General features: G+C 60.7%; 22 protein-coding genes and 2 pseudogenes. 8 read left to right on the top strand and 16 right to left on the bottom strand.

Annotated features, from left to right (window positions below):
* Position 1 precedes the first annotated feature (1 nt).
* The 5 genes from GKE62_RS17695 to GKE62_RS17675 all read left to right on the top strand — a co-directional run bounded on the left by GKE62_RS17695 (position 2) and on the right by GKE62_RS17675 (position 5842).
* Positions 2 to 1465 carry a hypothetical protein gene (locus tag GKE62_RS17695; RefSeq protein ID WP_154693375.1) on the top strand — a complete coding sequence of 488 codons (1464 nt, stop codon included), beginning with the start codon at positions 2 to 4 and terminating at the stop codon, positions 1463 to 1465.
* A gap of 17 nt (positions 1466 to 1482) precedes the next feature.
* The gene (locus GKE62_RS17690; protein WP_230206798.1) at positions 1483 to 1857 is read left to right on the top strand and encodes a capsular biosynthesis protein; all 375 of its coding nucleotides are present in this window, start codon (positions 1483 to 1485) and stop codon (positions 1855 to 1857) included.
* Positions 1854 to 2606 carry a glycosyltransferase family 2 protein gene (locus GKE62_RS17685; RefSeq protein WP_230206797.1) on the top strand — a complete coding sequence of 251 codons (753 nt, stop codon included), beginning with the start codon at positions 1854 to 1856 and terminating at the stop codon, positions 2604 to 2606. Before GKE62_RS17690 ends, GKE62_RS17685 begins: the two co-directional genes overlap by 4 nt.
* Positions 2584 to 4314 (top strand): hypothetical protein, encoded by a 1731-nt coding sequence (locus tag GKE62_RS17680; RefSeq protein ID WP_195908512.1) that lies wholly within the window; start codon positions 2584 to 2586, stop codon positions 4312 to 4314. The genes GKE62_RS17685 and GKE62_RS17680 overlap by 23 nt, the downstream gene beginning before the upstream one ends.
* Positions 4315 to 4396: 82 nt before the next feature.
* The gene (locus GKE62_RS17675) at positions 4397 to 5842 is read left to right on the top strand and encodes an O-antigen ligase (RefSeq protein ID WP_154693372.1); all 1446 of its coding nucleotides are present in this window, start codon (positions 4397 to 4399) and stop codon (positions 5840 to 5842) included.
* Here the strand turns inward: GKE62_RS17675 and GKE62_RS17670 are convergent.
* The 7 genes from GKE62_RS17670 to GKE62_RS17645 all read right to left on the bottom strand — a co-directional run bounded on the left by GKE62_RS17670 (position 5790) and on the right by GKE62_RS17645 (position 12282).
* Positions 5790 to 6770, bottom strand: a complete 981-nt coding sequence (locus tag GKE62_RS17670; RefSeq protein ID WP_195908511.1) for an NAD(P)-dependent oxidoreductase — start codon at positions 6768 to 6770, stop codon at positions 5790 to 5792. The two genes, GKE62_RS17675 and GKE62_RS17670, sit on opposite strands and share 53 nt — an antisense overlap.
* A gap of 8 nt (positions 6771 to 6778) precedes the next feature.
* Positions 6779 to 7846 carry a Gfo/Idh/MocA family protein gene (locus GKE62_RS17665; RefSeq protein ID WP_154693370.1) on the bottom strand — a complete coding sequence of 356 codons (1068 nt, stop codon included), beginning with the start codon at positions 7844 to 7846 and terminating at the stop codon, positions 6779 to 6781.
* Entirely contained in the window at positions 7843 to 8823 is a 981-nt protein-coding gene (locus tag GKE62_RS17660; protein WP_195908510.1) for a glycosyltransferase family 4 protein, read from the bottom strand. Before GKE62_RS17660 ends, GKE62_RS17665 begins: the two co-directional genes overlap by 4 nt.
* 275 nt (positions 8824 to 9098) lie before the next feature.
* Complete coding sequence (locus GKE62_RS19255) at positions 9099 to 9608, bottom strand: glycosyltransferase family 2 protein (protein WP_230207100.1); 510 nt, start codon at positions 9606 to 9608, stop codon at positions 9099 to 9101.
* Entirely contained in the window at positions 9595 to 10074 is a 480-nt protein-coding gene (locus GKE62_RS19250; RefSeq protein ID WP_230206796.1) for a glycosyltransferase family A protein, read from the bottom strand. The genes GKE62_RS19255 and GKE62_RS19250 overlap by 14 nt, the downstream gene beginning before the upstream one ends.
* Positions 10067 to 11419, bottom strand: coding sequence for an oligosaccharide flippase family protein (locus tag GKE62_RS17650; RefSeq protein WP_230206795.1), 1353 nt, complete (start codon positions 11417 to 11419; stop codon positions 10067 to 10069). Before GKE62_RS17650 ends, GKE62_RS19250 begins: the two co-directional genes overlap by 8 nt.
* 86 nt (positions 11420 to 11505) lie before the next feature.
* Positions 11506 to 12282 (bottom strand): bifunctional 2-polyprenyl-6-hydroxyphenol methylase/3-demethylubiquinol 3-O-methyltransferase UbiG, encoded by a 777-nt coding sequence (locus tag GKE62_RS17645; RefSeq protein ID WP_195908508.1) that lies wholly within the window; start codon positions 12280 to 12282, stop codon positions 11506 to 11508.
* Positions 12283 to 12569: 287 nt separating this feature from the next.
* Between GKE62_RS17645 and GKE62_RS17640 the strand changes: the two are divergent.
* Positions 12570 to 12806, top strand: a pseudogene (locus tag GKE62_RS17640) (transposase); the annotation flags it as partial.
* On the opposite strand, the pseudogene GKE62_RS17635 reads toward GKE62_RS17640, so the two are convergent.
* From GKE62_RS17635 to GKE62_RS17600, 8 genes and pseudogenes are all read right to left on the bottom strand, one after another.
* A pseudogene (locus GKE62_RS17635) lies at positions 12795 to 13114 on the bottom strand (IS3 family transposase); the annotation flags it as partial. The pseudogenes GKE62_RS17640 and GKE62_RS17635 overlap by 12 nt on opposite strands.
* On the bottom strand, positions 13041 to 13283 hold the full coding sequence (locus GKE62_RS17630) for a hypothetical protein (protein ID WP_370516117.1): 243 nt from the start codon (positions 13281 to 13283) through the stop codon (positions 13041 to 13043). The pseudogene GKE62_RS17635 and the gene GKE62_RS17630, both read right to left, overlap by 74 nt.
* Before the next feature lie 357 nt (positions 13284 to 13640).
* Positions 13641 to 14969 (bottom strand): exopolysaccharide biosynthesis polyprenyl glycosylphosphotransferase, encoded by a 1329-nt coding sequence (locus GKE62_RS17625; RefSeq protein WP_154693365.1) that lies wholly within the window; start codon positions 14967 to 14969, stop codon positions 13641 to 13643.
* A gap of 601 nt (positions 14970 to 15570) precedes the next feature.
* A complete protein-coding gene (locus GKE62_RS17620) occupies positions 15571 to 15813 on the bottom strand; it encodes an XrtV sorting system accessory protein (RefSeq protein WP_154693364.1) in 243 nt (80 codons plus the stop codon).
* 102 nt (positions 15814 to 15915) lie between these two features.
* Positions 15916 to 16695 carry a CpsD/CapB family tyrosine-protein kinase gene (locus tag GKE62_RS17615; protein WP_195908507.1) on the bottom strand — a complete coding sequence of 260 codons (780 nt, stop codon included), beginning with the start codon at positions 16693 to 16695 and terminating at the stop codon, positions 15916 to 15918.
* A 32-nt stretch (positions 16696 to 16727) separates the two neighbouring features.
* Complete coding sequence (locus GKE62_RS17610) at positions 16728 to 18185, bottom strand: Wzz/FepE/Etk N-terminal domain-containing protein (protein WP_154693362.1); 1458 nt, start codon at positions 18183 to 18185, stop codon at positions 16728 to 16730.
* On the bottom strand, positions 18182 to 19375 hold the full coding sequence (locus tag GKE62_RS17605; RefSeq protein ID WP_154693361.1) for a hypothetical protein: 1194 nt from the start codon (positions 19373 to 19375) through the stop codon (positions 18182 to 18184). The genes GKE62_RS17610 and GKE62_RS17605 overlap by 4 nt, the downstream gene beginning before the upstream one ends.
* Positions 19376 to 19385: 10 nt before the next feature.
* A complete protein-coding gene (locus tag GKE62_RS17600; RefSeq protein ID WP_230206794.1) occupies positions 19386 to 20060 on the bottom strand; it encodes a polysaccharide biosynthesis/export family protein in 675 nt (224 codons plus the stop codon).
* Between the two features lie 160 nt (positions 20061 to 20220).
* Between GKE62_RS17600 and GKE62_RS17595 the strand changes: the two genes are divergently transcribed.
* Positions 20221 to 21687, top strand: a complete 1467-nt coding sequence (locus tag GKE62_RS17595) for a tetratricopeptide repeat protein (protein WP_154693360.1) — start codon at positions 20221 to 20223, stop codon at positions 21685 to 21687.
* Positions 21684 to 22451 carry a WecB/TagA/CpsF family glycosyltransferase gene (locus GKE62_RS17590; protein WP_154693359.1) on the top strand — a complete coding sequence of 256 codons (768 nt, stop codon included), beginning with the start codon at positions 21684 to 21686 and terminating at the stop codon, positions 22449 to 22451. The genes GKE62_RS17595 and GKE62_RS17590 overlap by 4 nt, the downstream gene beginning before the upstream one ends.
* On the opposite strand, the gene GKE62_RS17585 is transcribed toward GKE62_RS17590, so the two are convergent.
* A complete protein-coding gene (locus tag GKE62_RS17585; RefSeq protein WP_154693358.1) occupies positions 22452 to 23627 on the bottom strand; it encodes a glycosyltransferase family 2 protein in 1176 nt (391 codons plus the stop codon). It abuts the gene before it with no gap.
* Between the last annotated feature and the right edge of the window lie 4 nt (positions 23628 to 23631).

The following is a 23631-nucleotide window of genomic DNA, read 5'->3' as shown; positions in this document are numbered from 1 at the left end:
TGTGCGCATTGTAGTGGTCTACGACGAGACGGTTCCAGTACCTCGCGCGATCTCCCGGATCATCGGTGCGCAGCGGTTCGGCGATATCGTCCGGCGAAGGCAGCGCTTGGCCGATGCTGTCCGGACAATGGTCGAAGCCAACACCGTTGGTGAATATGTACGGCTGATCGATGAGGAGCAGGTACCGGAATTGCTGGAATACCTTCAGAAACTTCCTAGCGAAGCCAAGGTTTTCCGCCTCCCTTCCTCGATCGTGCCGCTTGCCACCGATATCTTCGCCGCCCTGATCGCCAAATTGCCGTACGCCCTGAGCGAGGTCATCTATGGCGAGGCCAACGCCAGTGATGCGCCGACACTGTTGTCGCGCGACAACGCTGTGGCATTGCTTGGTGAGCGGGACGCCGCCGGGCGCCGGCGGTTCATTCAGGGTCTCGAAACACAGTCCGTGCGGGTCGGTAATCAAGCCCGGTTCGCGGACATATCCCAGATCTCGACATTCCTGACATTTATGTCGGGCGGAACGGAGGCCCGGCATTTCAACAGCACCAGCCAGTCTGGCGGTGTCTTCCGCAAGCGTTCGCGGGATAAAGCGAAGATGCGGGGAGAATATTCGTTCTTCCACATTGCGGACGAAGGGATGAAGCGCTTCCTGCAACCAACGTTCGATTTCATCGATGAAGACGACAATGCGTCCTATGCCATGGAGCAACTGTCCGTGCCCGACGCAGCCATGCAGATCGTACATGACACGTTCGACGAGGCGACGTTCGATCGGTTTACCGACTGCTTTTTTGCGTTCCTCGCTTCGCGGGGGAGAGACGCGGTCGGCGCGGCAGAGGTCAGGCTGGTCGGTCAGCGGGACATCATCGACAAGTTGGACATGCGCATCGCACAATTGCGGGAAACGCCGGTTGGTGCTCACCTCGATCGATGGCTCGAGATTTCAGGGCCGCACGGCAGCCTCGATGTCTTGGTCGATCGGTGCGGCTCGTCTTTGCGCGAAGGGTTCGCCCGCTCGCAACTGGACTACCTAGCTCTGAGCCACGGCGATCCGTGCTTCTCCAACATCCTGTATAATTCAGAGATCAATCTGTTTCGGCTGATCGACCCGCGCGGGTCCGAAAGCCGCGAGGGAGCCTTCATGCATCCGTTCTACGATGTCGCCAAGTTCAGCCATTCCGCGTTGGGCGGTTACGACTTCGTCAATAGTGGCCTTGCCGAATGTAAACTCAACGGCAGAATGCAGTTATCTCTGGCGATGGAACGGGGCGGTCCACCAAACTGGATGAAAGAAGCTTTTCGTTCGAAGCTGGACGCGCATGGCTGGGATGTTGGCCTGACGCGCGCGATCGAGGCATCGCTATTTTTGTCGATGTTGCCCCTGCATGGGGATTCCCCCGAGAAGCTGCCCGCCTTCTGCCTGATCGCCGGCGATATTCTCGCGGAATTGGAAGATTCGGTGTGATTGAAAAGACGAAAGCTATGGTGATCGACATCGACGGCACGCTGTGCCCGATAAAGGGCTCGGCGGACTCCTATTCCGACCTGCCGGTCGAGCCTAGGATGCGTCAACGTCTTGTGGAACTAAAGCAGGAGGGTTGGCGCATCATACTCTCGTCGGCGCGAGGGATGCGTACCTACGACGGCAATTGTGGTGAGATACTCGCAAACGTACTGCCCACACTGATCACATGGCTCAAAAAACATGAAGTGCCGTTTGACGAGCTGTGGATGGGTAAGACCTGGCCAGGTCAGCAGGGCTTCTATGTCGATGACCGCACCGTTCGACCGCGGGAATTCGTCGAACACACACTAGAGGAACTGGATGCGATCTGCGCGCGGGATCGCATCGCATGAGCAGCGCACGCGGCACGGTCGCGATCACCATGGCCGGAATGGGCAGCCGCTTCGCCAAGGCCGGCTATGCGCAGCCCAAGTATGAGATCGAGGTGCTTGGCCGCCCGCTATTCGATTGGTCGATGGGCGCACTGGCCGCATTTCAACGCGAAGGCTGGCAGTTCCACTTCGCGACCCGCAAGGAAACGTCCGCGCTCGATTTTCTTTCACGGCGCTGCGATGCGCTCTCGATCGCCATGGGCCCAATTCTCGAGCTGGACGGGTTGACGGACGGTCAAGCCACGACTGCCCTTCTGCTCGCGGAAGGGGCGAATGCCGCCCTCCCCTTCCTGGTTTTCAACATCGACACCTACGTTCGGCCCGACGCGATGTGCCCAGACCAGGTTCCGCCAGGCGCTTCAGGCTGGGTGCCGTGTTTTCCCGGCCCCGGGGAAAGTTGGTCGTTCGCCCGGATCGACCAGCATGGACGAGCTCTGGAGCTCCGCGAGAAGCAGCGAATTTCCCCTCATGCGACGGTCGGGCTTTACTGGTTCGCCTCCGCGGCCTCCTACATTTCGCTATATCGCGATTTTTTCGGATCGGGCGGTGAGGAGATGGGTGAGCGATACATCGCGCCGATGTACAACCATCTGATCCGCGCGGGCAAACACGTCCATGTATCGCTGCTCAATTCCGAAGACGTCGGCATGCTGGGTACGCCTGAACAAGTCGCGGCATTTGTTAGGAATGCTTCTGGAACAATCGGCTAAAGGCCTGAGGGTGATAGTGACGCTTTGCCTGTTTGCGGCCATCGCTCTTGTTGCGGTGGCGTTTGTCGCCTCGCGCGAGATCATCGGCTATTCGCCGCTGAGGATCAGTTGGGGATTCCACGCATTCGCCATCCTGTTGATCCTCGTTGCGCTGTCCACGCGCGGCATCTGGTATGATGCAGATCATTATCTGGTGGATATATGGACGACGCAGGACGCCCTCCACAAGGCGGCGCAGGGGGTTCGGTCCAGCGTGGATTATTTCAACCCGATCGGTCCTGTTCTGGATTGGATGTTGGCGCTGACACTACTGTTCCAGCCGCCGTCTTCCGCTTCACTGGTGCTGGCCAATGTGGTGATAGCCACCTTGTCGCTAATGTTGACGATTGTTCTCCTGCGCCAAAGAGCAAGCCCGATAACCGTGGCCATCGTAGGCCTCATCGCGGTCACGACCGCATTGTCCCCGCGCGATATCGATTCGCTGGTTGCCCTGCAGCAGAGCAGCATGCTCGCGCCATACAACCGGTGGGGTTGGGCGCTGCTCCTTCCGGTTGCGATGCGCGCGGCGCTTCCTGGCGTCCGCGTGGACGTGACCGAGTCGATTCTGACCGGGTTCACGATCGCTGTGCTTGTACTTCTCAAAATCACCTATGCCTTTGCGGCCATTGGCATCTTTGCCGTCGTGCTCGCCCTGTACCCGTTCCGCTGGCGAGAGATCGGCGTGGTGACCCTCGCAACTATCCTGAGCATTCCGGTGCTTGACTGGGTGAGTGCCGGGCAGGTTCGCGCCTATTTCGGCGATCTCGCCTTATCGGCGCAGATGCCTTCGAACGGGGTCCGCTTTGGCAAGTTCCTGACCGAATTGCCTACGTTCATCGCTTTCTCGACCGGCTGTCTCCTGCTGATGAGTGCTGCCAGCCGGCACCGCGCGGACCGGTCCGAGCGCCGCTGGTGGGCAAATTGGCGGGTGTTTATCGTGGTCCTTGCCGTTGGCGGAAGCGGATTGGTGGTCCTGATGCAGAACCACTACACCACCGAAGCGGTCACACTGTTGCTGATGCCGTTGATCATCGCGGAGCGCGAAGGCATGCTGGCGGATGTCGCAGGCTGCAGGTTCGGGATGAGGACATGCAATGCCGAATGGCTTGGCGCAATCATGCTCGTCACGCTCGCGTTGCCTGCAATCGATGGGGGTTTCATCCTCGCTCAGAAGGTGCAGATGCACCGCAAGTTGTATCTCGCCGCGCCGTTGGCCGGAACCGAATTCGGCAACCTCGTAGTCGACGAGACCTATCAACCCGACCCTCGCAGTGAATGCCTCGACAAGACGTGTCGCGATATTCGGCGAATGCTTTCCGGCCGTGAACTGATCTGGCATAATTGCCCCGCCTATCGCTTTGCCGCCGTGTTGGCGTTCGATTTCTCGAATCCGTTCCCGGCGCTGCTAGGCTCGCCGTCGCCCAGACATGCACCGATATGGCTAAACACTGACCGTTCATTTTCCCGCGCTATCCATGTTCCTGGACAGAAACTCTTCTCCGATGTCGGTTGCGTGATTATCGCGAAGAATGAAGGAACCGCCGCAGTTCTGAGCGATATCTATCGAGACGACCTGAGACGATCGTTCCGGTTGGTCTCCGAGAACGAGGAATGGTATCTGTGGGCTCGGCCAAGCGACCCACGAGGCGATGCGCAGGGATTGCGCTGAGCGTCATCACCTTGAACTTGAATTCGCCGTTTCGCCCGCAATTCAGACAGGCTTGAGGTAAAGATAGCGAGATAATGCAGCCATGAAATGGATTGTTCTTGCGGCCCTGATCGCCGCGGTGCCGGCCCTCATGGAGTGGCTGCGGTCGAATCCCAGTCAGGCGCCGTGGCTGAGCGGATTGCTTGGCGTGTTGATCTTCGTCTACTCCCCGTACAACCTCTCCGTAGCACCATACCCTTGGCCGATGTGGCCCGGGTATGTGAAGGGGGTCAAGATCACCGTACTAGATGTAGTTGCGTTGGCCATCGTTTTAAACAATTGGCATAATACATGCAAAAATCCGTTTATATGGCCGATGATATTTTACCTTATTGCAGTAATAATCGCCATGTCTCAATCCCCAGTTCCCCAGGCATCCTCTTTTTATGTATGGCAACTATTGCGCTTTTACGTCGTTTTCCGAGCAGTTGCGATTGTTGCGCAGGACGATAGGCATTGTAGCGCAATCGTCGCAGGCTTGATTCTCGGCGTAGCCTTTCAGGCGCTCGAAGCCGGCTGGGCGAGGGCCCACGGAGCGGCGCAATCGGGAGGAACGCTGGGCCACCAGAACCTCCTGGGCATGCTGACCAACATGGTGCTCATGCCTTCGATCGCAATGGCGCTGGCAGGAATCCGGGTGAGATGGGCGACGTTCGGTGTGTTGGTCTGCGTCATTGCGCTGATCTTCACGGCGTCGCGCGCGTCGCTCAGCCTTGGCGCTGTCGGCGCGGGATTGACGGTTGTGCTCTCGCTGTTGCGCAAGCCCACCAGTCGGAAGACAGGGATGGCCGTGTTAGCGGTTCTAGCATTGGCGCTAAGCGCCCCATTGGCCATGAGTTCTTTGTCAAACAGATTCAAAGGATCCGACGTAAGCTTCTCGTTCGATAGTGACGATGTGAGACTCCGAATGAATCAGGCAGCTGGAATGATGATAAATGACTTTCCACTGGGAGTGGGATCAAACTATTTCGTTGTTGCAGCCAATAGCGGCAATTATTGGAAGCGCGCAGGAGTGCCGGTAACGAAGGGTAACATGGGCGCAAACGTCCACAATAGTTATCTTTTGGTCGAAGCGGAGACCGGAGTTATTGGATTAGTTACAATGCTCATTCTGCTTTCGTGCGCTATAGCCTACCCATTGTATATATCTTTTACAAATAGGAAAAATGTTCGTGGCGATATTCTGTCAGGTCTCAGTATCGCGTTTGTTACATTTGTGATTCACAACCGTGTCGAATGGGGGTTTGTGTCCGAAAACGTGCAATACATGCTGGCCGTGATACTCGGCCTTATCGCCGGCCTTTCGAGAAGCATCAAAGTCGCCGCGAGCACAGCGAGATCAGTGCGTCAAAAGGCTCTGCCCGATGCTGTGCGAGGCGAAGCCGGATCGCGTATCGACGATAGTGGACGATCCTCCAGTCCCGCCCCCAGGATCGTTACGTACCCGACCGTGGCAGCAACATTTCCGTTACCGCGTTGGCCACGCTGATCCCCTCATCCCAGCCGAGCGACGATCTTGCTCGCGTATTGGCATAGCGCAGCGGGCGCCAGCGGGCCTGGATCCGCGGCGGGTCCAATAATTCCGGAAGCTGTGCCCGACCGTTGAAGAAAGTCTTGCTTGTCAACCACGCCGCGCCTCCGAGCAGCCTGAGCAAGGCATAGGGAACCGGAACCGGCCAGCCCAGCGGTGCCCCCCCCTGCCGCCCGCGCCGATGAAAGCCCCAATGCGTTGGCGGATTAGAGCCCACAATGTTGACGATGGATTCATCGTCGAACGGCGCGCTCAAAGCTGCCACGATTGCCCGCGCGCAATCATCGACGTGTATTAACCGCATTCTGGACAGCGGCGCGAAGATCAGGTCGAAAGGCCCAACGCGCAGCGCCCGGCCGAAATCCCAGTCCTTGCCTGGTCCGTAGATTGCCCCAGGGCGGATGACCACAAGGGGAATCACCTTTGCACGGCAATGTGCGCGCACCATCTCCTCCTGCATCAGCTTGGTCTGCGTGTAGGTGTCGCGCCGCAACGGCCGACGTTCGAGCGGCGTGCGTTCGTCCAGTGGACCCATCAGGGGAGGCGCGCCGAAGTCGTAAACGGAAAAACTGGAAATGTGGACGAACCGAGCAAGCGTGTCCGGAAGGGCGGTGAGCAGATTCTCGGTCGCGAGTACGGTTCCGCCAAGCTGCGTAGCAAGGTCGCCCGAAGCTGCCGCGGCGCAGTGAATGACGCTCTCGGCGCGCGCCAGGTGATCGCGCCAGTCGCCGTCTTGGCGTAGATCGCCTGGTACGGGGATTATCCCGGCAATGTCGTCGGCATAACTCAACGGCGATGTCGGCCGGTGCATGGACAGAACTTCGTGTCCCTCGTTTGCAGCCGCCTTGGCAATTGCGCTGCCGAGGAAGCCGCCGGCACCGGTCACGAAAACTCTCATGCCGGTTTCCCCAATGCGACGATCTGATCGGTCAGCCGGGCGGTGGCAAGCATTTCAGCGGGCGTGATCGGCGGCACACGGTCTTCACGAATTGCGGCATAGACCGCGGCCAGCATGCGCGGCAGGCCGTGCATGGTGCCGTGCCGACCGATCTTGTTCCGCAGGTTGGTGAGGCCTGCGCCCGCAAGGCTGAAGCCCGCCAGCATTTGGCCCAAGGGATAACGCTTGCCGACACTGGGTGCGCCTTCAAACCGTAGGAACGGGTTGTATAGATCGGTTTCCACGCTCGCATCACTACCGCGCACGATCACGCGAAAGGCACTCGGCTCGACATCGGTCGCTACGCGCAGCCGCCCGCGTACTTTTCCGCAACGTAACAGCACGTCGCAAAAGTCGAACTGGGCGCGCAGGTTACCACTTCGGTTGCTGTATTCGCCCACCACGGTGTCGGCGGATCCGACGCCCGTTAACGCCTGGAGCAGATAGACGAGGTGAGGCAGAAAATCCTGTACCGCACCACCCGGTAGCACAACACCCGGTCCGGCCAAGTTTCGATCGCCCATCGGTCCGCCGAGAAAATCGAGTGTCAGCAAAATCTCGCACTCGCGCACTTCACCCAACCGACCGCTGCCGATCAGCCCCAAGAGTTTCAGCACTGGATCGTTGAACAGCAAGTTCCGGCTCTCGACCAGCACCCGCCCTGCAACTTGAGCTGCGGCGAGCAGTTCTTCGGTTTCGGCGGCGGACCCGGTCATCGGCTTCTCGCAGACGACATGCGAGCCTGCCGCGAGCGCGAGGCGCACTAGCGAGTCGTGCGTTTGCGGCGGCGAGAGTATGTGCACGAGTTCGGGGCGTTCGGCGGCGAGCATACTCTGGGCATCGGTGTACAGCGCTACATCGATCTCGAAGTGGGCCGCGGCGGCGGCCGCCATGGCATGCGAGCGATCGCACAAGGCCACAGGAAGTGCCGCTCCCGAACCGACGATGAACGGTAGATGTTCGTAAGCGATCGCGCCGCATCCGATCACCGCGGCCCGCAAGGGGCGAAGGGCGCCCTGGCTCATGCCATGTCCCCCCGGAGGAGGTGAGCAACCGTCTCCCCACAGCGATTGATATCGTGTTGCTGCTCGACCCGCGTTCGCGCCGCGCGCGCGAGCCGCAAGCGCAGGGGCCCGTCGTCGAGCAGCCTTTCGATGGCCTTGGCCATGCCTGCGCTGTCACTTGGCGCTACGGTCAGCGCGGTACTTCCGTCTCGCGCCAGTTCGGGAATTCCGGCGACCCAGGTGGTCACGACCGGGACGCCCACGGCCATCGCTTCCATGATCGAGATCGGGAGACCCTCGCTGAACGACGGCATGCTGAAGACATCGCTCGCACCAAGCTCGTGCCGCACCTCGTCAGGCGCAAGTTCACCGGTGAGACTGATCGAATGGCCCACGCCGAGTGCTGCGATTTGCGCTTCGAGTGCGCCACGGGCCTGCCCTTCCCCGATGATTCTCAAGTCTAGGTCCTTTCTCCGCTTCAACAGCGCGGCAACCGCTTCGATGAGGACCGCGAAGCCCTTCTCGGGTGAGAGCCGGCCAAGCGCGACGATGCGCCGCCGGGAGCCAAGCGTGGGAGGGTCGCGATAGGCGAACGTGCTCAGGTCAATGCCGCAACGCACGACATGGAAACGCGGCCACAACCCGGGATCGGTTGTGAGGCACAGTTGCGAACGAGTGAAATCGCTGATGCAAAAAACCGCAGCGGCATCGGCCGCCTTAAGATCGAGCCGGGTTTCAGCGGCATCAAAGAAATCGTGGAAGCCATGGATGGTAAAGCTGAATTTCGCATCATCTCGACCAGAGGCGCGCGCAATCGCGGTTGCTAGCCACACGATCGTTGCTGGCGCAAGGCCGAAGTGCGCATGCAGTCGCTCGATGCCCTCACGTTCAGCGCATCGAGCGACCAGCGCCGCTTGCGCCAGATGAGAGAGTCGCCGCACAATCCGCGCAGGATGTCCGCCGCCGCTCGAGACTGCCAATCTCCACACCCGCGCCATGCGCAAGGGATGGCGCATCGATTGCAAAGCCAGCGCGCCCAGCCCGGCGCCCAGCGACCGTTTGAGATAAACGGTTCGCGCTACCTCCGCCTCGGCGCCGGGGCGGCAGGTCTCGGATACTTCCGGTGCGTTCATGGCGAAGATGTAAAGCGGCTGCCCCGCGCGCTCCACCGCCTCGATCTCGCCCGCAATGAAGGTTTGAGCGAGCTTGGGATAGTGCGTGAGTACATAGCCCACCGGGCTGCGAACAGCGCTTGCTCTGCTCCCAGCGCCGTTCACTTGTACATCACCGTGCCCCCCACCCTTCCGCGAAGCCTGCGGACAGCGAACCACGCGATGCCGATCAGTTCGGCGTATTTGCCGACGATCGATAGAAAGCTTGCGAACGGGCCTTTTCGCACCGCGAGGCGTAAGAACTGAAGCGCGGTAAGGCCGGGCCAAAGCAGAATCAGTGCCGGCTTAACCAGCACCGCGAGCGCCATGCCGATCAGCGGCAGCGACCCTGCCCAGATCAAGGCGCGCCAAATCTCCCTTCGATAAAGGCCCTCGCCTTCCCCATGCCGGGTCAAGCTCCATGCCTGACCATACCCCATGCCGCTACGGATAGCCCGCATCCACCACTGCGAAAAGCGCTTCATCGCCGCATCGTGAATCGTCATCGGAGCATCGATGCGCATGATCAACCAGCCCTTGCGGCGCAGCCGCGCGCACAGTTCCGGCTCCTCGCCAGCCAAAATGCGAGGATCGAAGCCGCCAGCCTCCCGGTAGGCGCTACACCGAAACAGCGCGTCCCCCCCCGCAAGCCGTGGCTTTTCCCACGGGAGTGTCCCACTCCCCGTCGATCACGCGGTTGTAGCGCGAAGCCTCGGGAAAGCGCTCGCGCCTTCGGCCGGATACGACGGCAAAATCGGTATGGTCGGCGAGGAACCGCTCGGCCGTGGCCAGGAACCCGTGCTCGACCTCGCAATCGCCGTCAACGAAGAATACAGTCTCTAGGTCGGGATGGGAGATTTCGAGCGTGGCGAAACCTTCGGCGCGAGCTCTCGCGGCGGTGAAGGGGCTGCTCATGTCGAGCCGCACTGTCCTCGCACCAAACATCGTGGCGGTTTCGCGGCTGCCATCGTTCGAATCGCTATCGACATAGACTATCGGGCAGCCGCTACCTTGCAAAGAGAGCAGACATCGCTTCAGGCGGTCGCCTTCGTTGCGGCCGATCACGACAACACCGGTGCGCGGACCCGCTTCAGACATACAGCAGCTCGCGCATTGCCCACCACTGCGCCGGGTTCGGGACAATCCCCGCAAAGCCAAGAAGCACTTTCGCGCCCACGGCGACGAAAACCAGGAGGCCAGTCAGAAAGACGTCGTCTCGCACCTTAGCGAAGCGCTCGGCACGAGATGCAGGTATGAGGAAAAGCCACCGCGCAACCTCAGCGGCGATCAGAACCGCCAGAGCCTGCATCATGTCGCCGCGAGCGACCGCGTGCGGCAGGCCGACCAGCATGACCCCGAACTTCGCCCCGTTTGCCCAAGCCCCCGGTGCTGGTCGTCCGCAGCCCATCAACATCGAATCCGCAAATGTGGACAGGATCCCGAACCACATGCTGACGAGAAGAACCGGGATCATGAACGCCGCGGCATGATAACGCGCATCGTAGGCGAGCAGAATGAACTCGTCGGACATCGCGATACCAAGTCCGGTGACGATCGCCACAAGCATCAGCATCTTGCGGCGGGTCGCCCGTAGGCGCGGGGCGACCTCGCTGCGGCGTTCAACAAGCGCTACGACCTTCGGAAAAACGATATAGGCGCCAGCGCGCTGGGCCAGCGCACCCAGCATGTCGGAAAAAGTTCGGGCAATCCCAAACACGCCCGCCAACGTCAGCGAGAGCACACCGACGAAGTACATCCGGTCGAAGCTGGTGGCGGCATAGTAGAGCGCGGTTGAAAAGAATATCCACTTTCCGAAATGAAGGATCTGCGCCACGTGGCTGCGGTCCCAGGCAAGCCGCGGGCGAAACCCGTCGCCGAGGAAAAAGCTGATCACCGTGCCAAATAACGTGCTGATCATCAGCCCGAGGACCAGAGCCCACACGTTGGGCATTATCCACGCCAGCGCGATGGTTATCGCGCAGGCAAAAACGACGTTGAGGATGTCGTAGATGGCACGGGTCTTGAGTTTAAATTGACGCTGCGCCACGAACAGCGATGGCGACATCAGGCCGGAAATCAGGAAGATCGGGCTAACGGTAAGGATGATCAGCAGAAGCTCCGGCTGTCGGTAGATGCTCGCGATGGGGTAGGCGAGCCCGAGCATTAAGGCGGTCAAGCCTGCTCCCCGCAGAACCTGAAGCGTCCAAGCGACATTGAGGAAATTGCGCGCGTCGCCATTGGGAGAACGCACGACGCTCTGACCGATGCCGATATCGGACAGCAACTCCGCTCCCGTCCGCAAAGTGTTAACCAGCAACATGAGCCCGAACATTTCGGGCGCGAGCATTCGTGCCAGCGCGATCTGGGTACCCAGGCGAATGACCTGCTGCACGCCGAACGGGACTACCACCCAGCCCAGTTGGCTTGCCAGTGGGCACGACAACCACGACCGGGTGAGGCGCTCAAAACGCCGAGGCGATGAGGAAGGATTGCGCATCGGTGCCGTGCCAACCTTTAGCGGTCGCAGTCCTACCTGGATGCCTTGATGTAGGCGTAAGTACCGACGAAATGCCAGTCACGATCGGCCGCAATTTCGGAGAATTTTTCATGCACCTGCTTCAAAACCGGGATCTTCTCATAATAAAAATGGCCGTAGAAATTGCGGAACTCCACTTCGCGATATCCAATTCCTTTCAGCATCTTGGTCATGCGGCTGGGATTTGCGTAGCATCCTGAATAAGGCGCCGGAAATTTTGGATTGATCGACCGCCGCGGACTAAGAAGCCTGAGCATCGCCTGGGTCAACCTTTCAGGCATGTATTTGTTGATCAGGAACGGCATGGCATAAAGGGTAGGGATCAGGTGAAACGCGGTTCCCCCCGGACGCAGCACTTCGAACACGTTTCGGTGCATCGTCTCGCCGTCGGGCACGTGCTCAGCAAGGAACCTCGAGAAGACGACATCATAGGAGTCGGCAAAATTCGAGGCATCGCCGCATACGTCAAAGCAGGCCTTGTCATACCCTCCGGGGAGCAGCGACAATTCTTCTTCGTCGATGTCGTTTACCGTGTAACTTTGGACGGAGCCGGCCATCTCATCCAGCGTGAACGAGGCGCGCCGACCCGCGCCGAGTTCAAGGATGCGGGCGTCCTGGTAGGCGGCGACGATGCGCTTCAACTCGTCAGCATAACCGAGCATGGAAGTGTCCCATGCCTTCGCCTTGTCGATCGCCATCTCGAACTCTTCTTTCCCGATCCGCCCCGTGCGCAAGGAACGTGCGACGCCGCCAGGCGAGCGCAGTTCCATTGCCACCATGAGGCGAAGTCTGCCCTGAGGCGATAGAGACTTTGCCCTTTGTTGCAATGCGATACGCGCTGAAAGTTAAGCTTTAGCGGTGCAGGGCAGTTCGATTAGCCAAAATGGCGAACATGCGCTGCCCCCCTGCTGCGACGGAACTTCGGCAGGCCTATAACGCGGATTGTCATCAGCGGCGTTGTTACTGGTTGGCGATCGTAGCTTAAACTACTGATTCAGGGTAGAGAATAGTAGCTTGGACGGCCCTCTGACACCGGACAGAAAGTGCCACGCCCGCCATGATCGACGATAGCGTTGTTCCTTTTGGATTCCCAGCGATCTGCCGCAAGAAAGTAACTGCGGCTTTCGATGGGAGGCGACTGACGTCGGACGGCGGGGTGCTGTTGCTGGCCCAGGCGGAGCGCCGGATGGGCATTGCCGGGCGTCTGGCCAACTGCATTGCCGACCCTCGGGACCAGAGCCGGATCGCCGATGGTCTGGGCGACATTCTGCAGGCACGGATGCTGGCGATAGCCATAGCGACCATATTTGCGGGCCAGCGCCACGATATCCTCAGTGAGCGCATCTTCGTCATCTGCACCGCGCGGCACCTTGGGCTACGTCGATCAACGCTGGCCAAGCACCTGGCAGATCCGTCGTTCGGATACCGCCACTGCGCCACGCACATGATTGATACAGCGCCTGCGCCGCGCAGGGCTCAGGAGTTTCCCCTCGCAGCCTCCTGCAGGATCAACTTGTCGAGCGTCAGATCAGAGATCGCCCGGCGTAGCCGAAGATTCTCCTTCTCCAGATCCTTCATCTGCCGCGCCTGGTCGGTCTTCAGCACCGGCGAGGATCATTAGTTCGGCACCCTGTACATCTAGCGTGAGGAAGATCGCCTCTGCGCCGGGCATGGCCTCGCCAGTTAGGGTGTCGAGTGTCCGCGTCACCGAAACTGTTTGCGTGCGAGCGACGTTGCTGTTCTCGGGCAGTAACGACGATCCGGTCCCCATCTCGAAGAACCCCCGCTCCTCGCCTTCGGCCGGTCCGAGCAAGGCGATCCGATACTGCGCCCCGTCGATCTCCCGGCAGGCGCGCGCCAGTTGAGGTTCGAGCGAGGTCTGCGCTTCCACCATCAGAAACGGACATTTTGGAAAGATCGTCCGCACGGAGCGGGACCAGTCTCCGCAGTCGCCCCGATATCGATTATTCCGTCAAGAGTCAGGCCGTTATGTCGCAAGCGCTCGTAGGTCGCAGTCTCGAACCCGCGCATGGCGGTGCGGACGAGAGATCGACGCAGTTCGTTCGAACCAAGATCCCAGGTACGGGCAATTACCGCGTTGGCGGCGCGTTCAAAAAACCCCCGCATCCTAAAACGCGTTCGAATGCACGACCACGCGCAAGGTTTTGAGCAGGATCAGGAAATCGTTGCCGACGCTCCAGTTTTGAAGATACTCCAGATCGCAGCGAAGCCGCTGTTCGAGATCGTCGGAGTTGCCCGTGGCGCCACGAAAGCCACGGATTTGCGCCAGACCGGTGATCCCGGGCTTCAATGCGTGGCGCATCCAGTAGCTGTCGTTCACTTCCCAGAACAGCTCGTTCCCCGCCAGCGAACCCAACGCGTGCGGGCGCGGCCCGACCAGGCTCATGTCGCCCTTCAGGACGTTGAACAGTTGGGGCAGTTCGTCGATGCTGGTGCGGCGGATCAGACGCCCGATACGCGTTATCCGATCGTCGTCGCGCGAGGTCGAACGGTCGCCCCTGGAATCGCTCGCTTCGGCCCGCATCGATCGGAACTTGTAGATGCTGAACTGGCGGTTGCCATGCCCGACCCGGATCTGCCGGAACAGCGCCGGACCTTTGCTTTCGAGCCTGATCGCCAGCGCCACCAGCAGCAGCGGCATTGCCAGCACCAGCAGCAAGGGAACCGTGATTGCCAGATCGAACGCGCGCTTTTGGAGGCGGCTGTAAAGGCTCAGCGGCCCGCGCGAGAGTACCAGCGTGTCATGGTGTCCGCAGGCGCCGATCGCAACCGCACCGAGAAGCTCGGCGCGAGGAAAAAGAATCTCGCCGCCTACGTCGCTGCCCTTGAGGAACTTGGCCCAAGCCTGATGATGCTCGGCACGGCTGGCGACAACCACCCGGTCGTAATCGGCAATCATGCGCGAGAGCGTGTCAATGAGATCGGGGCGCGAAAGGTCGGGCCAGATCCCTTGCTCACCCACGTCGATGATAGCCATCTCCGCTTCGGGTTGAGCAACGGCGCCGTCAACGAGCAGCAATTGCGAGATCGCCCGCCCGCCCATCATGGCCTTGAATATTCGATCGAGGAGAAGCCGATCCGCCACCATCAGCAGTGCGGCAACCACGAACGTCACCCCGAACCCGATCCGCGAGAGATCCTCCGCCTTGAACAGAAACCCGAGCAAAAGCAGCGCGACCGCGGTTGCGCCAAGCGCTTGAAGTGCGCGCTTCATGCCAATGGCGCGGCTCTCGAGCGCTTCGACAGATTGTGCTTCGCCAGCTATCGCCAGCGCGACGAAGATCGGGATCGCAAGGACCGGAAGCGATTGGCCACCCGTGTCCAAAAACCGCGGATCGCGCAGATTAAGCGCGACGAAATACCCGCCGATCAAGGCACAGCAATCCAGCACCAGCGACAGTAGGTATAGCAGAGCGCGCTTGTCGCGCGCCGGCATTCCCCGGAGACGGGCGGCTCACCAAAGCCAAGCGGCACGCCGTCCGTTTTGGCTTGCGCGTTCACAGTTTCGCAGCAGCCCCCTGTGCCTGCCTTCGTCCGGGCGGATGCCCTGGATAGATCAGATAGGAAGTCAGCCGCCCCCTGCAAAGACAGTTCTGCTGGTTGGATCATTTTGTGTCAATGACAATGACTTAGGTTAAGCATCGAAAGATTTACCCAACCATCTTCAGTTTGTCATGCCCGGATAAACTGCCACCCGGTGCCCAAGCCGCCGCCCGAACACAACAGCGCCTCGTCGACGCAGTTCAACCCCCACGCTGCCTTGGCCCGGCGTTCCATGCCTCAATGTAGTTCGCGTGGAGGGTCTGGCGCGGCAGCGCGCTGGCCCGCATGCGATGGCTCGACAGCATCTTTGGGTTCGTGATCCGTCCCGATTATCGCCGCAGTTACGCTCTACGTCACCTTGGGATATAGGCGGGGTCGGCGGAGGACAGTACGGCATCCCGTTGTCGGGCGACCCCACCGCACAGGCGACGGGGCTGCGGTGGTCCGCGCTGTCGAGCCGCCTGGCGCCCCAGAAATCGGGCGCGATCGTGCTCTTAGAACTTGGGCAGACGCACCTTGAGCACGACTAAGGCGTAAATCACCACCCCAAGCAGCAGCAAACCGGCGATTATCGGCTGATCGTGATTGCCCAGCCAGTTGGACGCCGCACATCCAAGCGCCGGCGGAGCATAGTGCCACAGTTCGTCGCGCGGCGTCTCCTCGCTAGAGCGTTGAAGCAGCAAAGTTGCCAGTCCGGCGAATGCGAACACGGTCAGCCAGTCCCAGGTCGTTTCCAATAGCGTTCTCCCGCTCGGCGATTTTCGCCTAGCGCGGCGACACTGGCAGATCGGCCAATGGAGCGCCCGCTGCAAATCCGTCACCGTTGTCTGCGGCGATGCTCAGGTCTTATTGTCAACGTCATAGCCATAATTGTAACTATAATGGTCGGCGACACCGCCCTGGTAGCGATTGAGAATTGTACCGAGGCACGGTGTAGGCTCGAGTAACTGGATCGCATGAGCGACCTGTTTGACGGTGGTCTTGCCGCTATCGACTACCAACAAGTAGCCGTCGAGATGCTCGAGCGTTATCATGGCGTCGTCGCCGGCGAAAACTGGCGGCAGATCGCACAGAACGATTGACTCGTCTGGCAGGGCACGCAATCCGGCAGCGAAACGCGCAAAACTCTCACCGGCAAGGAGCTCGGCGGAACCTTCTTCAATTGGCAGCGTCGGAAAAACCGCAAGGTTTGCATCCTCGATTCGCCATCCTACGTTGGCAATTTCCTGCTCGTCTCCGGTCAGGATCGCCCCGACACCCGAGGTAGGAGACAGGCCGAGCGCTGAGGCAAGCGTGCCGCGCCGGAGGTCGAGATCGATCAAATAGACCGGCGCCTCGCTTACCCGGGCAAGTGCCGCCGCGAGGTTAAGCGACAGGAATGACTTGCCTTCGCCCGGAGCCGCCGAAGTCACCCCGATCAGGCGCGCGTGCTTACGACCCAGCCGTCGCTGAATCTGGGAGCGCAGTAATGCGAATGGGCGCGATCGCAAATCGCGAGAGGCAAACCCGACGATGCCGCCGACGGCTAGCGCTTGCCCGTCCACGCGGACTGAGTTTAATTCCTCAATCGCAGGAATCCGCATTGGCGTGGCTATGGCATTGTCACGGCGGCGCGTCATGGCCCCGCCTTGCACATCTCTTTGCGACATCGTCAACGCGCCTTAGGGCGCAAGACGCGTGGTAGGCGCTGCCGCCAACTGCCAGCAACCGGTTTCGATCTCGGCGCGATCACGGGGATGATTCCAAGTGGAGGATGGCCGAGCAGCCGCGTAAGCGCGGCGGGATCCCGGATGGGGCGCAATATCAATTCTACCGCGAGGGCGAGGAAGATGCCAAGCGCGAGACCACCGCCGATACCAATCGCGGCCAGCAGCGGTCGATTGGGAGAAGCGGGGGTGTCGGGTACAACCGGCGGTTCAACCACCGTAAGACGCTCACCCATCTGCTCGTCCTCCGCCCGGACTCCCGCGCGGGCTGCCAGCAAGCGTTTGGACACTTCCTGGTATTGAGCGTTGAGCCCGGTCAGGCTTTGATCGAGGTCAGCCAGCTGTTGCTGCAGCATCGGTGCCCGCGCCTGGGCGCCCAGCGATGAAGAAACCTGCGCCATTTCTCGTGCCTTGGCGGCGCGCAGCGTCGCGATCTGCGAGTTGTTAAAGGCTATCTGCTGGTCGATCGTGTCGATCGGTGGCTTGCGCGAGTCGCTTTTAGCAAACTCGCGGGCCTCGGCGAGCCGCTGCTTGGCCAGCACGACATCGGGATGCGATTCTGAATAAACCGAGCGCGCGCCGGCCAATGCGGCCTCGGCAGTAACTACTGCCGGATCGCGCGTGTCCGATGTCTTGGCGAGATCGCGTTGGGACAACAAAGTCGAATTGTCGCGCTGCAGTGCCGCGATTTGAATGTCGTAACTGCCGCTGCCGGCTCCAATCATCATTCCCCCGCCCGCCAATGCTCCACCATTGCGGGCGCTAATGGCCGCTTTTCGGCCCTGGATTTCTGCAATCTGGCGCTCAAGACCGCTGGCCTGGTCGGTCAGAAACTGGACGGTGTTGGTAGCTTGCTCGGCGCTTCCACTCGCGTCGAGTTCGACGATGCGTTCCATCAGATCCTGCGCGACGGCCTGTGCCGCAACCGGTTCCTTGTATTCGAACGCCAACTCGAAGGCGATGGTACGTTGATCGGCCTGGCCAACTGGAGCATCGATGGTCGTGGGAGTGAGCGAGATTGCGTCGCGCATGTCCTTGATGATCTTCGACAACGGACGCCGTTTGCGATCGTCGGGAAACAAGCCGTGTTCGTCTATCAACGCGACGAGGTCAGGCCGGCTCGTGATCTGCTCCTTGATCCGCGCTATTCGCCGGTCGATAATTTCGCCGCCAGAATCGCCAATGACCTCGTTGGGAAGTTGAGGCGACTGTACGAGCATCAATGCGCTGGATCGATAGACCGGCGGAATGACAACGACTGCAACGATTGCCGCGAGCACGCCGATCAACAGCGGTGCAAGAATCAGCAGTCGCCGTTGCCAAAATATCGCGGGGAGATGGGCGACGAAACCTCCGCCACCGTCTTCATCTTCGCGCGTTTCAAAAGCGAATGACTCGTTCATCCCTGGCTTCCAAACCGGTAGCGGAGGCCAACGCGAACCGCGAGGTCAGCGCGTCGCGATAGCCCGGAATCAAAGATACGAGCGTAGCTGGGAGTGAGAAAGACCGCGAAGCGCGGACTAATCGTGCGATCATAGGTGGCCGACGCCGTCAGGAGATCGGAACCTGGACTGGCACGCAGCATGGATGGCCGATCGGTGCGGGTGTAGTTGGCGCTCGCCACCAATTGGTCGCGCTGGCTGATCGGCCTGCTATAGTTGAACCCGACAGTCGTGACCGTGGTCAGGCCACTGAGCGCCGTCGGCTGGCTTCCACGCGATGCGCTGATGCAACCCTTGCTGTCGACGAGCCTCTCGCAAAGAGTTAGATGGGCCGAAGGAACCAGCCGCGAATCCTTGCGTCCATTCAGAACGTTGACCCGGCTTAGTGACACCCCTATCCCCGCTTCGAGCGAAAGCCTCGAGTTGAGCTGAGTTGCGATCCCGACCGTCGGCTCAAGGATCGTGCCGTCGTCGAGCCTGCCTCCCAGATAGTCTGAATATCCCACGCGCAGTGCAGCGAATGCGGACGTGCGTTCGGAAACGGCGCGACGATAGTCGAAATTGGCCGAAGCGAACCGGTAATCACTCTGCCCGGCCTGTGAAAACTGGCTTGTCGTTACATCTAGATCGAAAGCAACCCGCTCACGTTCATTCAGCTCATGATCAAGGCCCACCCCTGCATTCAAAACGGTCGTACGTGACCGGGATCCCGCAAACGTGACGTCCGGAAGAATGAGAGGTGCTGTTCCGTCGAATTGTCCGGACCCGACCGCAGTGAAGAAGTCGAGTGCGCTTGTCCGGGCGACTTGGGCCGAGGCGCGAGCGCGCAACAATGTAGCCGATGAGAGATGCCTCTCGACGTTGAGCCCACCGCGCGCCGACACGTCGCTTCCATAGCGGCTCAGGTAGTGGTTGAGACGGAATGTTCCGTTCAAGGAAATCGTCGAGACTTCGTCGGAAATCTGAAATTGCGGATCGGCCTGGATGAATGCGGCTGCTGCTGCAGTGTTGTCACCGGTTTGTAGAAAGGGGTTTCGGCTGGCGCTAATACCGGCGGAAACATCCACGAGAAGGCGATCCCCCGCCAATACAGGGGTTGGTTGCAGCGAAAGCACGCCGATACCAGCAAAAAGGAGCGTGCGGAGTTTCACGCTAGAGCCCTCATGGCACAATCACCGTATCGCCAGTCTCAATCCGGCGAATATTGCCCCGCACGACATCGCCGCTGTCCGCTCCGCTCTTGAAAAGAGTGCCAATCCGTACCCGGAAAGTCGTGAGCTGGTCCCCAACTTTACGAATAACCAGAACGTTGTCGAGGTTCGCAAACTCGCTGGGCCCCCCCGCCATGCTCAATGCTTCGAGTACGTTGACGTACCGACCGGGAGTGAATGTCCCTGGCGACTTGACCCTGCCCATCACCGAAAACTGCATCCCCGCGGGGGCGCGGACGGATACCGTCACTTCGGGCACTGGTCCGCGATATTGTCCCTTGAGCCGGTCGCTGATGATTGACTGAAGCTCCTGGGGCTGGAAACCCTGCGCAACGATCTGGCCAGCGAGCGGAAACGCGATCGTACCATCGGGCAGCACCCTTACGGATCGCTGCAATCGCTCCTCGCCCCAGACATAGATCTCCAATTCATCGCCCGGATTGATCCGGTAGGCTGAGGCCCTGACCGCGACGCCTGCGACCTGGCCGGCAGCGGGACTGGCTGGCGAGGGTTCCGAAGCAGGCTGCTGCACCTGGCCGGCAGGCTGGGCAAGCGCGGGCAATTCGGCCAATGCCAGCAAAACACTTGCCGCCACTACAATTCGTTGAAACAAAAGTTGAAACAAAATAGGCCTCTCGATTGTTGTCGACGCAAATCAGGAGGCGGCTATAAGGTCCGCCGTGCAACGACGCCAGCCGGTTAACCAACTGTTGCGCGGGCGGCGCAGAGCAGGCTTGCCCCTACTTCTCTTGCTTGCGGCGTGCAGTGGCGATGCTGAACGTGCGATGAGCCAGGGCGCAGTTGCGCAGCAACAGCTTACCTCGGGCGACCTTACAGCGGCTCGCAAGAGCATCGCCGAGGCCATCGACGAGCGAGACGATCTTGCGGAATTGCATTTACTTCGCGGCAGGATCGAGATCGCCGGCAAACGATATGCGGCCGCTTTTGATGCCTACTCAGCTGCGCTCGCGCTGGAGGCGACCAACCCGGAAGCGCTTCTGGGGGTCGCCCAGTTGGGGCTTCGCACGGGCCATCTTGACGAGGCCGAAGAGGCGGCCGGGCGGATCCTGACGCTCGAGCCCAATCAACCCGAAGCCTTGCTGATTAAGGGGCTGCTTGCTCTCGTTCGAAACCGCCCTGCCGAGGCAATCGAGGATGCGGACAAGATCCTGGCGGGCTCACCGAGCAACGAAGGCGGGGTGATTCTCAAGGCTCGAGCACTCTATCTGCGTGGAGATCCCGGCCAGGCTCTAAAACTGATCGACCAAGCGGTGCCGCTTGTCGGGAACACCGCCGGCCTTATTCAGACCAAGCTTGAACTCTTTCGCGAGGCTGGCGATCAAGCTGGTATGCTCGGCCAATTCGAAAAGCTAAGACTGCTTCGTCCCGATGATTTTGACTTGACAATCGACGAGGCAAACTTGCGCTACAAAACCGGCGACAAGTTGGGTGGAAGGAGATTGTTACGCGACGCCCTACTGTCCCCAAATCGCAGAGCGTCCGAGGCCGTTCGCATCGCGTCGCTTTGGCGCGAATATGATACCGAACCACTGGACGCGTCAGAACGCATGCGCCTCAGAAGCATTTCGAGCGCGGTTCGCGGAGAGGTTGCGCGCTATTATCTCGATTCCGGGCGAGCAGAGCCGGCAGCACAACTATTGGCCGGCGACCCCTCTCTGGCAGCACGGGCCCTCGCGGCCAGAGTTGCCATTGCGCTCGGCGATCTGCCTAGCGGCACGGAAGGCGCCGAAAAGATTCTCGAAGCAGATAGGACCCAATGCGATGCGTTGATCGCGCGTTCGGCAGGCTTGCTAGCGCGCGGACAAAATGCGCCGGCCGTCGTCGCCGCACAGACCGCAGCCGCCGAATGTCCCCAAAACACGGCTGCATGGCTCCAACTCGCCAGGGCCAACGAAGCCCGCGGAAAGCCGTCAGAGGCAGGACGCGCATTCGCCGATGCCGTGAGCCGCAATCCGCAAAATGCCCAACTCAGTGCGGAATACATTGACTGGTTGGAGCGACATGGTGCCACTCGCCAGGCTATGGGTGAAGCGCGCCGCCTTACCCGCAAGACGCCCGCGCAGGTCAGCGCCTGGACTGCCTATGTTGCCGCTTGCGAGCGGCAATTGCAATCTGGCTGTACGAGCGTGGCGCGGGCCGGCCGCACCCAGGCTTTGCGGAAGCTCGGGATCGACCTTCCGATCGATGAGCGAGCTCCCAACGGATTGTTCGGGAGATTGCCACCGCGATGACGGTAGCTCCTCCCGTCCGGATCGAATTCCTGGGGATCGACTTCGACCAGATCGACGAAATGTCTGCGATCGAATTATGTCTGCGTCTTGCTCACGAGCGCCGCTTCACTTACGTCGCCACGCCCAATGTCGATCACATTGTCCGGCTGCACGAGGCCACGCCCCCGGCTGCCCAAGAGCTAAAGCGCGCCTACCTGGGGGCAGCGCTCCGGCTTTGTGACAGCCGAATTCTGCAATTGCTTGCCAGTTGGTCCCAGGTCAACCTAACCCTAGTGGCTGGGAGCGACCTCACGAGTAGCTTGCTTCGTGAGCCACGGCTTGCCGGGATGCGGATTGCGCTTATCGGAGCAGAGAGCGACGCACATGCCTGGTTCGTCCGCACTCGGCCAGACGTTGGTTTCTCCCAGAATATCCCGCCGATGGGGGTCGCCACCAACTCGGCAGCGCAGGATGCGATCGTTGAATTCGTTGAACGAGCGGATGCCAACATCGTGCTGTTCGCGCTGGGTGCGCCGCAGAGCGAATTACTCTGCCAAAAAATTGCCGATCGCGGGCTGGCGCGTGGAGTCGGGTTGTGTATCGGCGCATCGATCGAATTCCTTAGCGGCGCCAAGCGCCGGGCGCCGCTCTGGGTTCGGCGATTGCGGCTTGAGTGGGCCTTCCGGCTGGCCAGCGAGCCGCGTCGGCTTTGGCGCCGTTATCTGATCGAGGGGCCGCGGATCTTCGGGATCTGGCGCGAATGGAAGCGGCAAAGTCGAGCCTAGCTAGCTTTCCCCGTCACGCCTCGTTCGCAACCAGCGGGTCTCTGGCGCGACCACGAAGCGAGCGTACAGCGGCAGTTTCCACAATATGTACAGAGGCGCACGCAGCAGCGCCACGGGGGTTAACCAGGAGCGTCCCACATGCAACCATGCGAGCAACGTCGCACCACACGCTCCCGCCAGGGCGGCGAGTAACGCAAGTGCAGGGACCCAATTCCCGCTCAGGAGGCCGAGCCCCGCGACCACCGCGAGGACCAGGAATGTCATCGCGAACAGCAATGCCAATGGGGGAACCAGCAGATGCGCGCCCACTGCTAGCCGGGGACGCGAGCCCATCCTCACCCCTTCGACGATGAGCCGAGGCGCGGTGCGCAGTGCAGTGGAAAGGAAGCCGTGTTCCCAACGCTTGCGCTGGGTCAGCGCGTCCGTCTGAGCAGCGGGCCTGCTGCGCACGTGCGCTCCCTCGACGAGCTGGGGCCGCACCCCGGCACGAACCAGCGTCAGACCCAGGCTGAGGTCTTCGACCAGATCGCCGGTCGCCAACGGCGCATCGGCAAACACACTCCAGGGAAACGCCATGCCGGTGCCAGTAAGCAGCGCTGCGCCGCCGATCCTGCTGGTCGCCCTGGCGCGTAGCAGGTTCTTGACCACTAAGGCAAAACTCGAAATTTGCACTAGCGGCGGTGCCGCGCGATCTGGAGCCAGCAGGTTGACGGCTTGGGCCGGTACCTCCCTGGCCGCGGACGCGAGGGCCGCGAGGCCACCGGCTCCGAATCCGCAATCGGCGTCGAGCACCACGACGACTTCGGGCGGATCCGAAGCTAGCCTGTCACGCCCGAAGGCGAGCGCGAATCCCTTTCCTCGCCGTGACGGATCGGTGCGCTCGGCTACTTCTGCGCCAGCCTGTCGCGCGTGCGAAGCGGTCTCATCACTGCAATTGTCGGCAACCACCAAGATTTGCGATCCTGCTGGCATCTCCTGCTGCAAGCGCTCGATGGTCGCGACAATCCCCCTTGCTTCGTTGTGAGCCGGAATCAGTACCGCAATGCTCGGCGGGGCCGTGTGGCCAGGTAGTGAGGGCAAAGGCTTTAGGCCGATAAGCACTTCAAGTATGTAGATCATCAAGGCGATCAGAGGCGGCAGCGCAAGAATCCACGCGGAGGTGTCGGCGAGTGTCATCAGA

The sequence above is a fragment of the Novosphingobium sp. Gsoil 351 genome, assembly GCF_009707465.1.
Lineage (GTDB): Bacteria > Pseudomonadota > Alphaproteobacteria > Sphingomonadales > Sphingomonadaceae > Novosphingobium.
Note: the sequence above shows the minus strand (reverse complement) of the source record. Positions and strands in the feature narration are given on the sequence as shown.

What these genes read in the sequence shown, in the direction of transcription:
- GKE62_RS17690 (WP_230206798.1), top strand. Translation starts at nt 1,483, where the DNA reads ATGGTGATCGACATCGACGGCACGCTGTGCCCGATAAAGGGCTCGGCG.
- GKE62_RS17685 (WP_230206797.1), top strand. Translation starts at nt 1,854, where the DNA reads ATGAGCAGCGCACGCGGCACGGTCGCGATCACCATGGCCGGAATGGGC.
- GKE62_RS17680 (WP_195908512.1), top strand. Translation starts at nt 2,584, where the DNA reads ATGCTTCTGGAACAATCGGCTAAAGGCCTGAGGGTGATAGTGACGCTT.
- GKE62_RS17675 (WP_154693372.1), top strand. Translation starts at nt 4,397, where the DNA reads ATGAAATGGATTGTTCTTGCGGCCCTGATCGCCGCGGTGCCGGCCCTC.
- GKE62_RS17665 (WP_154693370.1), bottom strand. Translation starts at nt 7,846, where the DNA reads ATGAGCCAGGGCGCCCTTCGCCCCTTGCGGGCCGCGGTGATCGGATGC.
- GKE62_RS17660 (WP_195908510.1), bottom strand. Translation starts at nt 8,823, where the DNA reads ATGGCGCGGGTGTGGAGATTGGCAGTCTCGAGCGGCGGCGGACATCCT.
- GKE62_RS19250 (WP_230206796.1), bottom strand. Translation starts at nt 10,074, where the DNA reads ATGTCTGAAGCGGGTCCGCGCACCGGTGTTGTCGTGATCGGCCGCAAC.
- GKE62_RS17645 (WP_195908508.1), bottom strand. Translation starts at nt 12,282, where the DNA reads ATGGAACTGCGCTCGCCTGGCGGCGTCGCACGTTCCTTGCGCACGGGG.
- GKE62_RS17630 (WP_370516117.1), bottom strand. Translation starts at nt 13,283, where the DNA reads ATGGGGACCGGATCGTCGTTACTGCCCGAGAACAGCAACGTCGCTCGC.
- GKE62_RS17625 (WP_154693365.1), bottom strand. Translation starts at nt 14,969, where the DNA reads ATGCCGGCGCGCGACAAGCGCGCTCTGCTATACCTACTGTCGCTGGTG.
- GKE62_RS17615 (WP_195908507.1), bottom strand. Translation starts at nt 16,695, where the DNA reads ATGACGCGCCGCCGTGACAATGCCATAGCCACGCCAATGCGGATTCCT.
- GKE62_RS17610 (WP_154693362.1), bottom strand. Translation starts at nt 18,185, where the DNA reads ATGAACGAGTCATTCGCTTTTGAAACGCGCGAAGATGAAGACGGTGGC.
- GKE62_RS17595 (WP_154693360.1), top strand. Translation starts at nt 20,221, where the DNA reads ATGAGCCAGGGCGCAGTTGCGCAGCAACAGCTTACCTCGGGCGACCTT.
- GKE62_RS17590 (WP_154693359.1), top strand. Translation starts at nt 21,684, where the DNA reads ATGACGGTAGCTCCTCCCGTCCGGATCGAATTCCTGGGGATCGACTTC.
- GKE62_RS17585 (WP_154693358.1), bottom strand. Translation starts at nt 23,627, where the DNA reads ATGACACTCGCCGACACCTCCGCGTGGATTCTTGCGCTGCCGCCTCTG.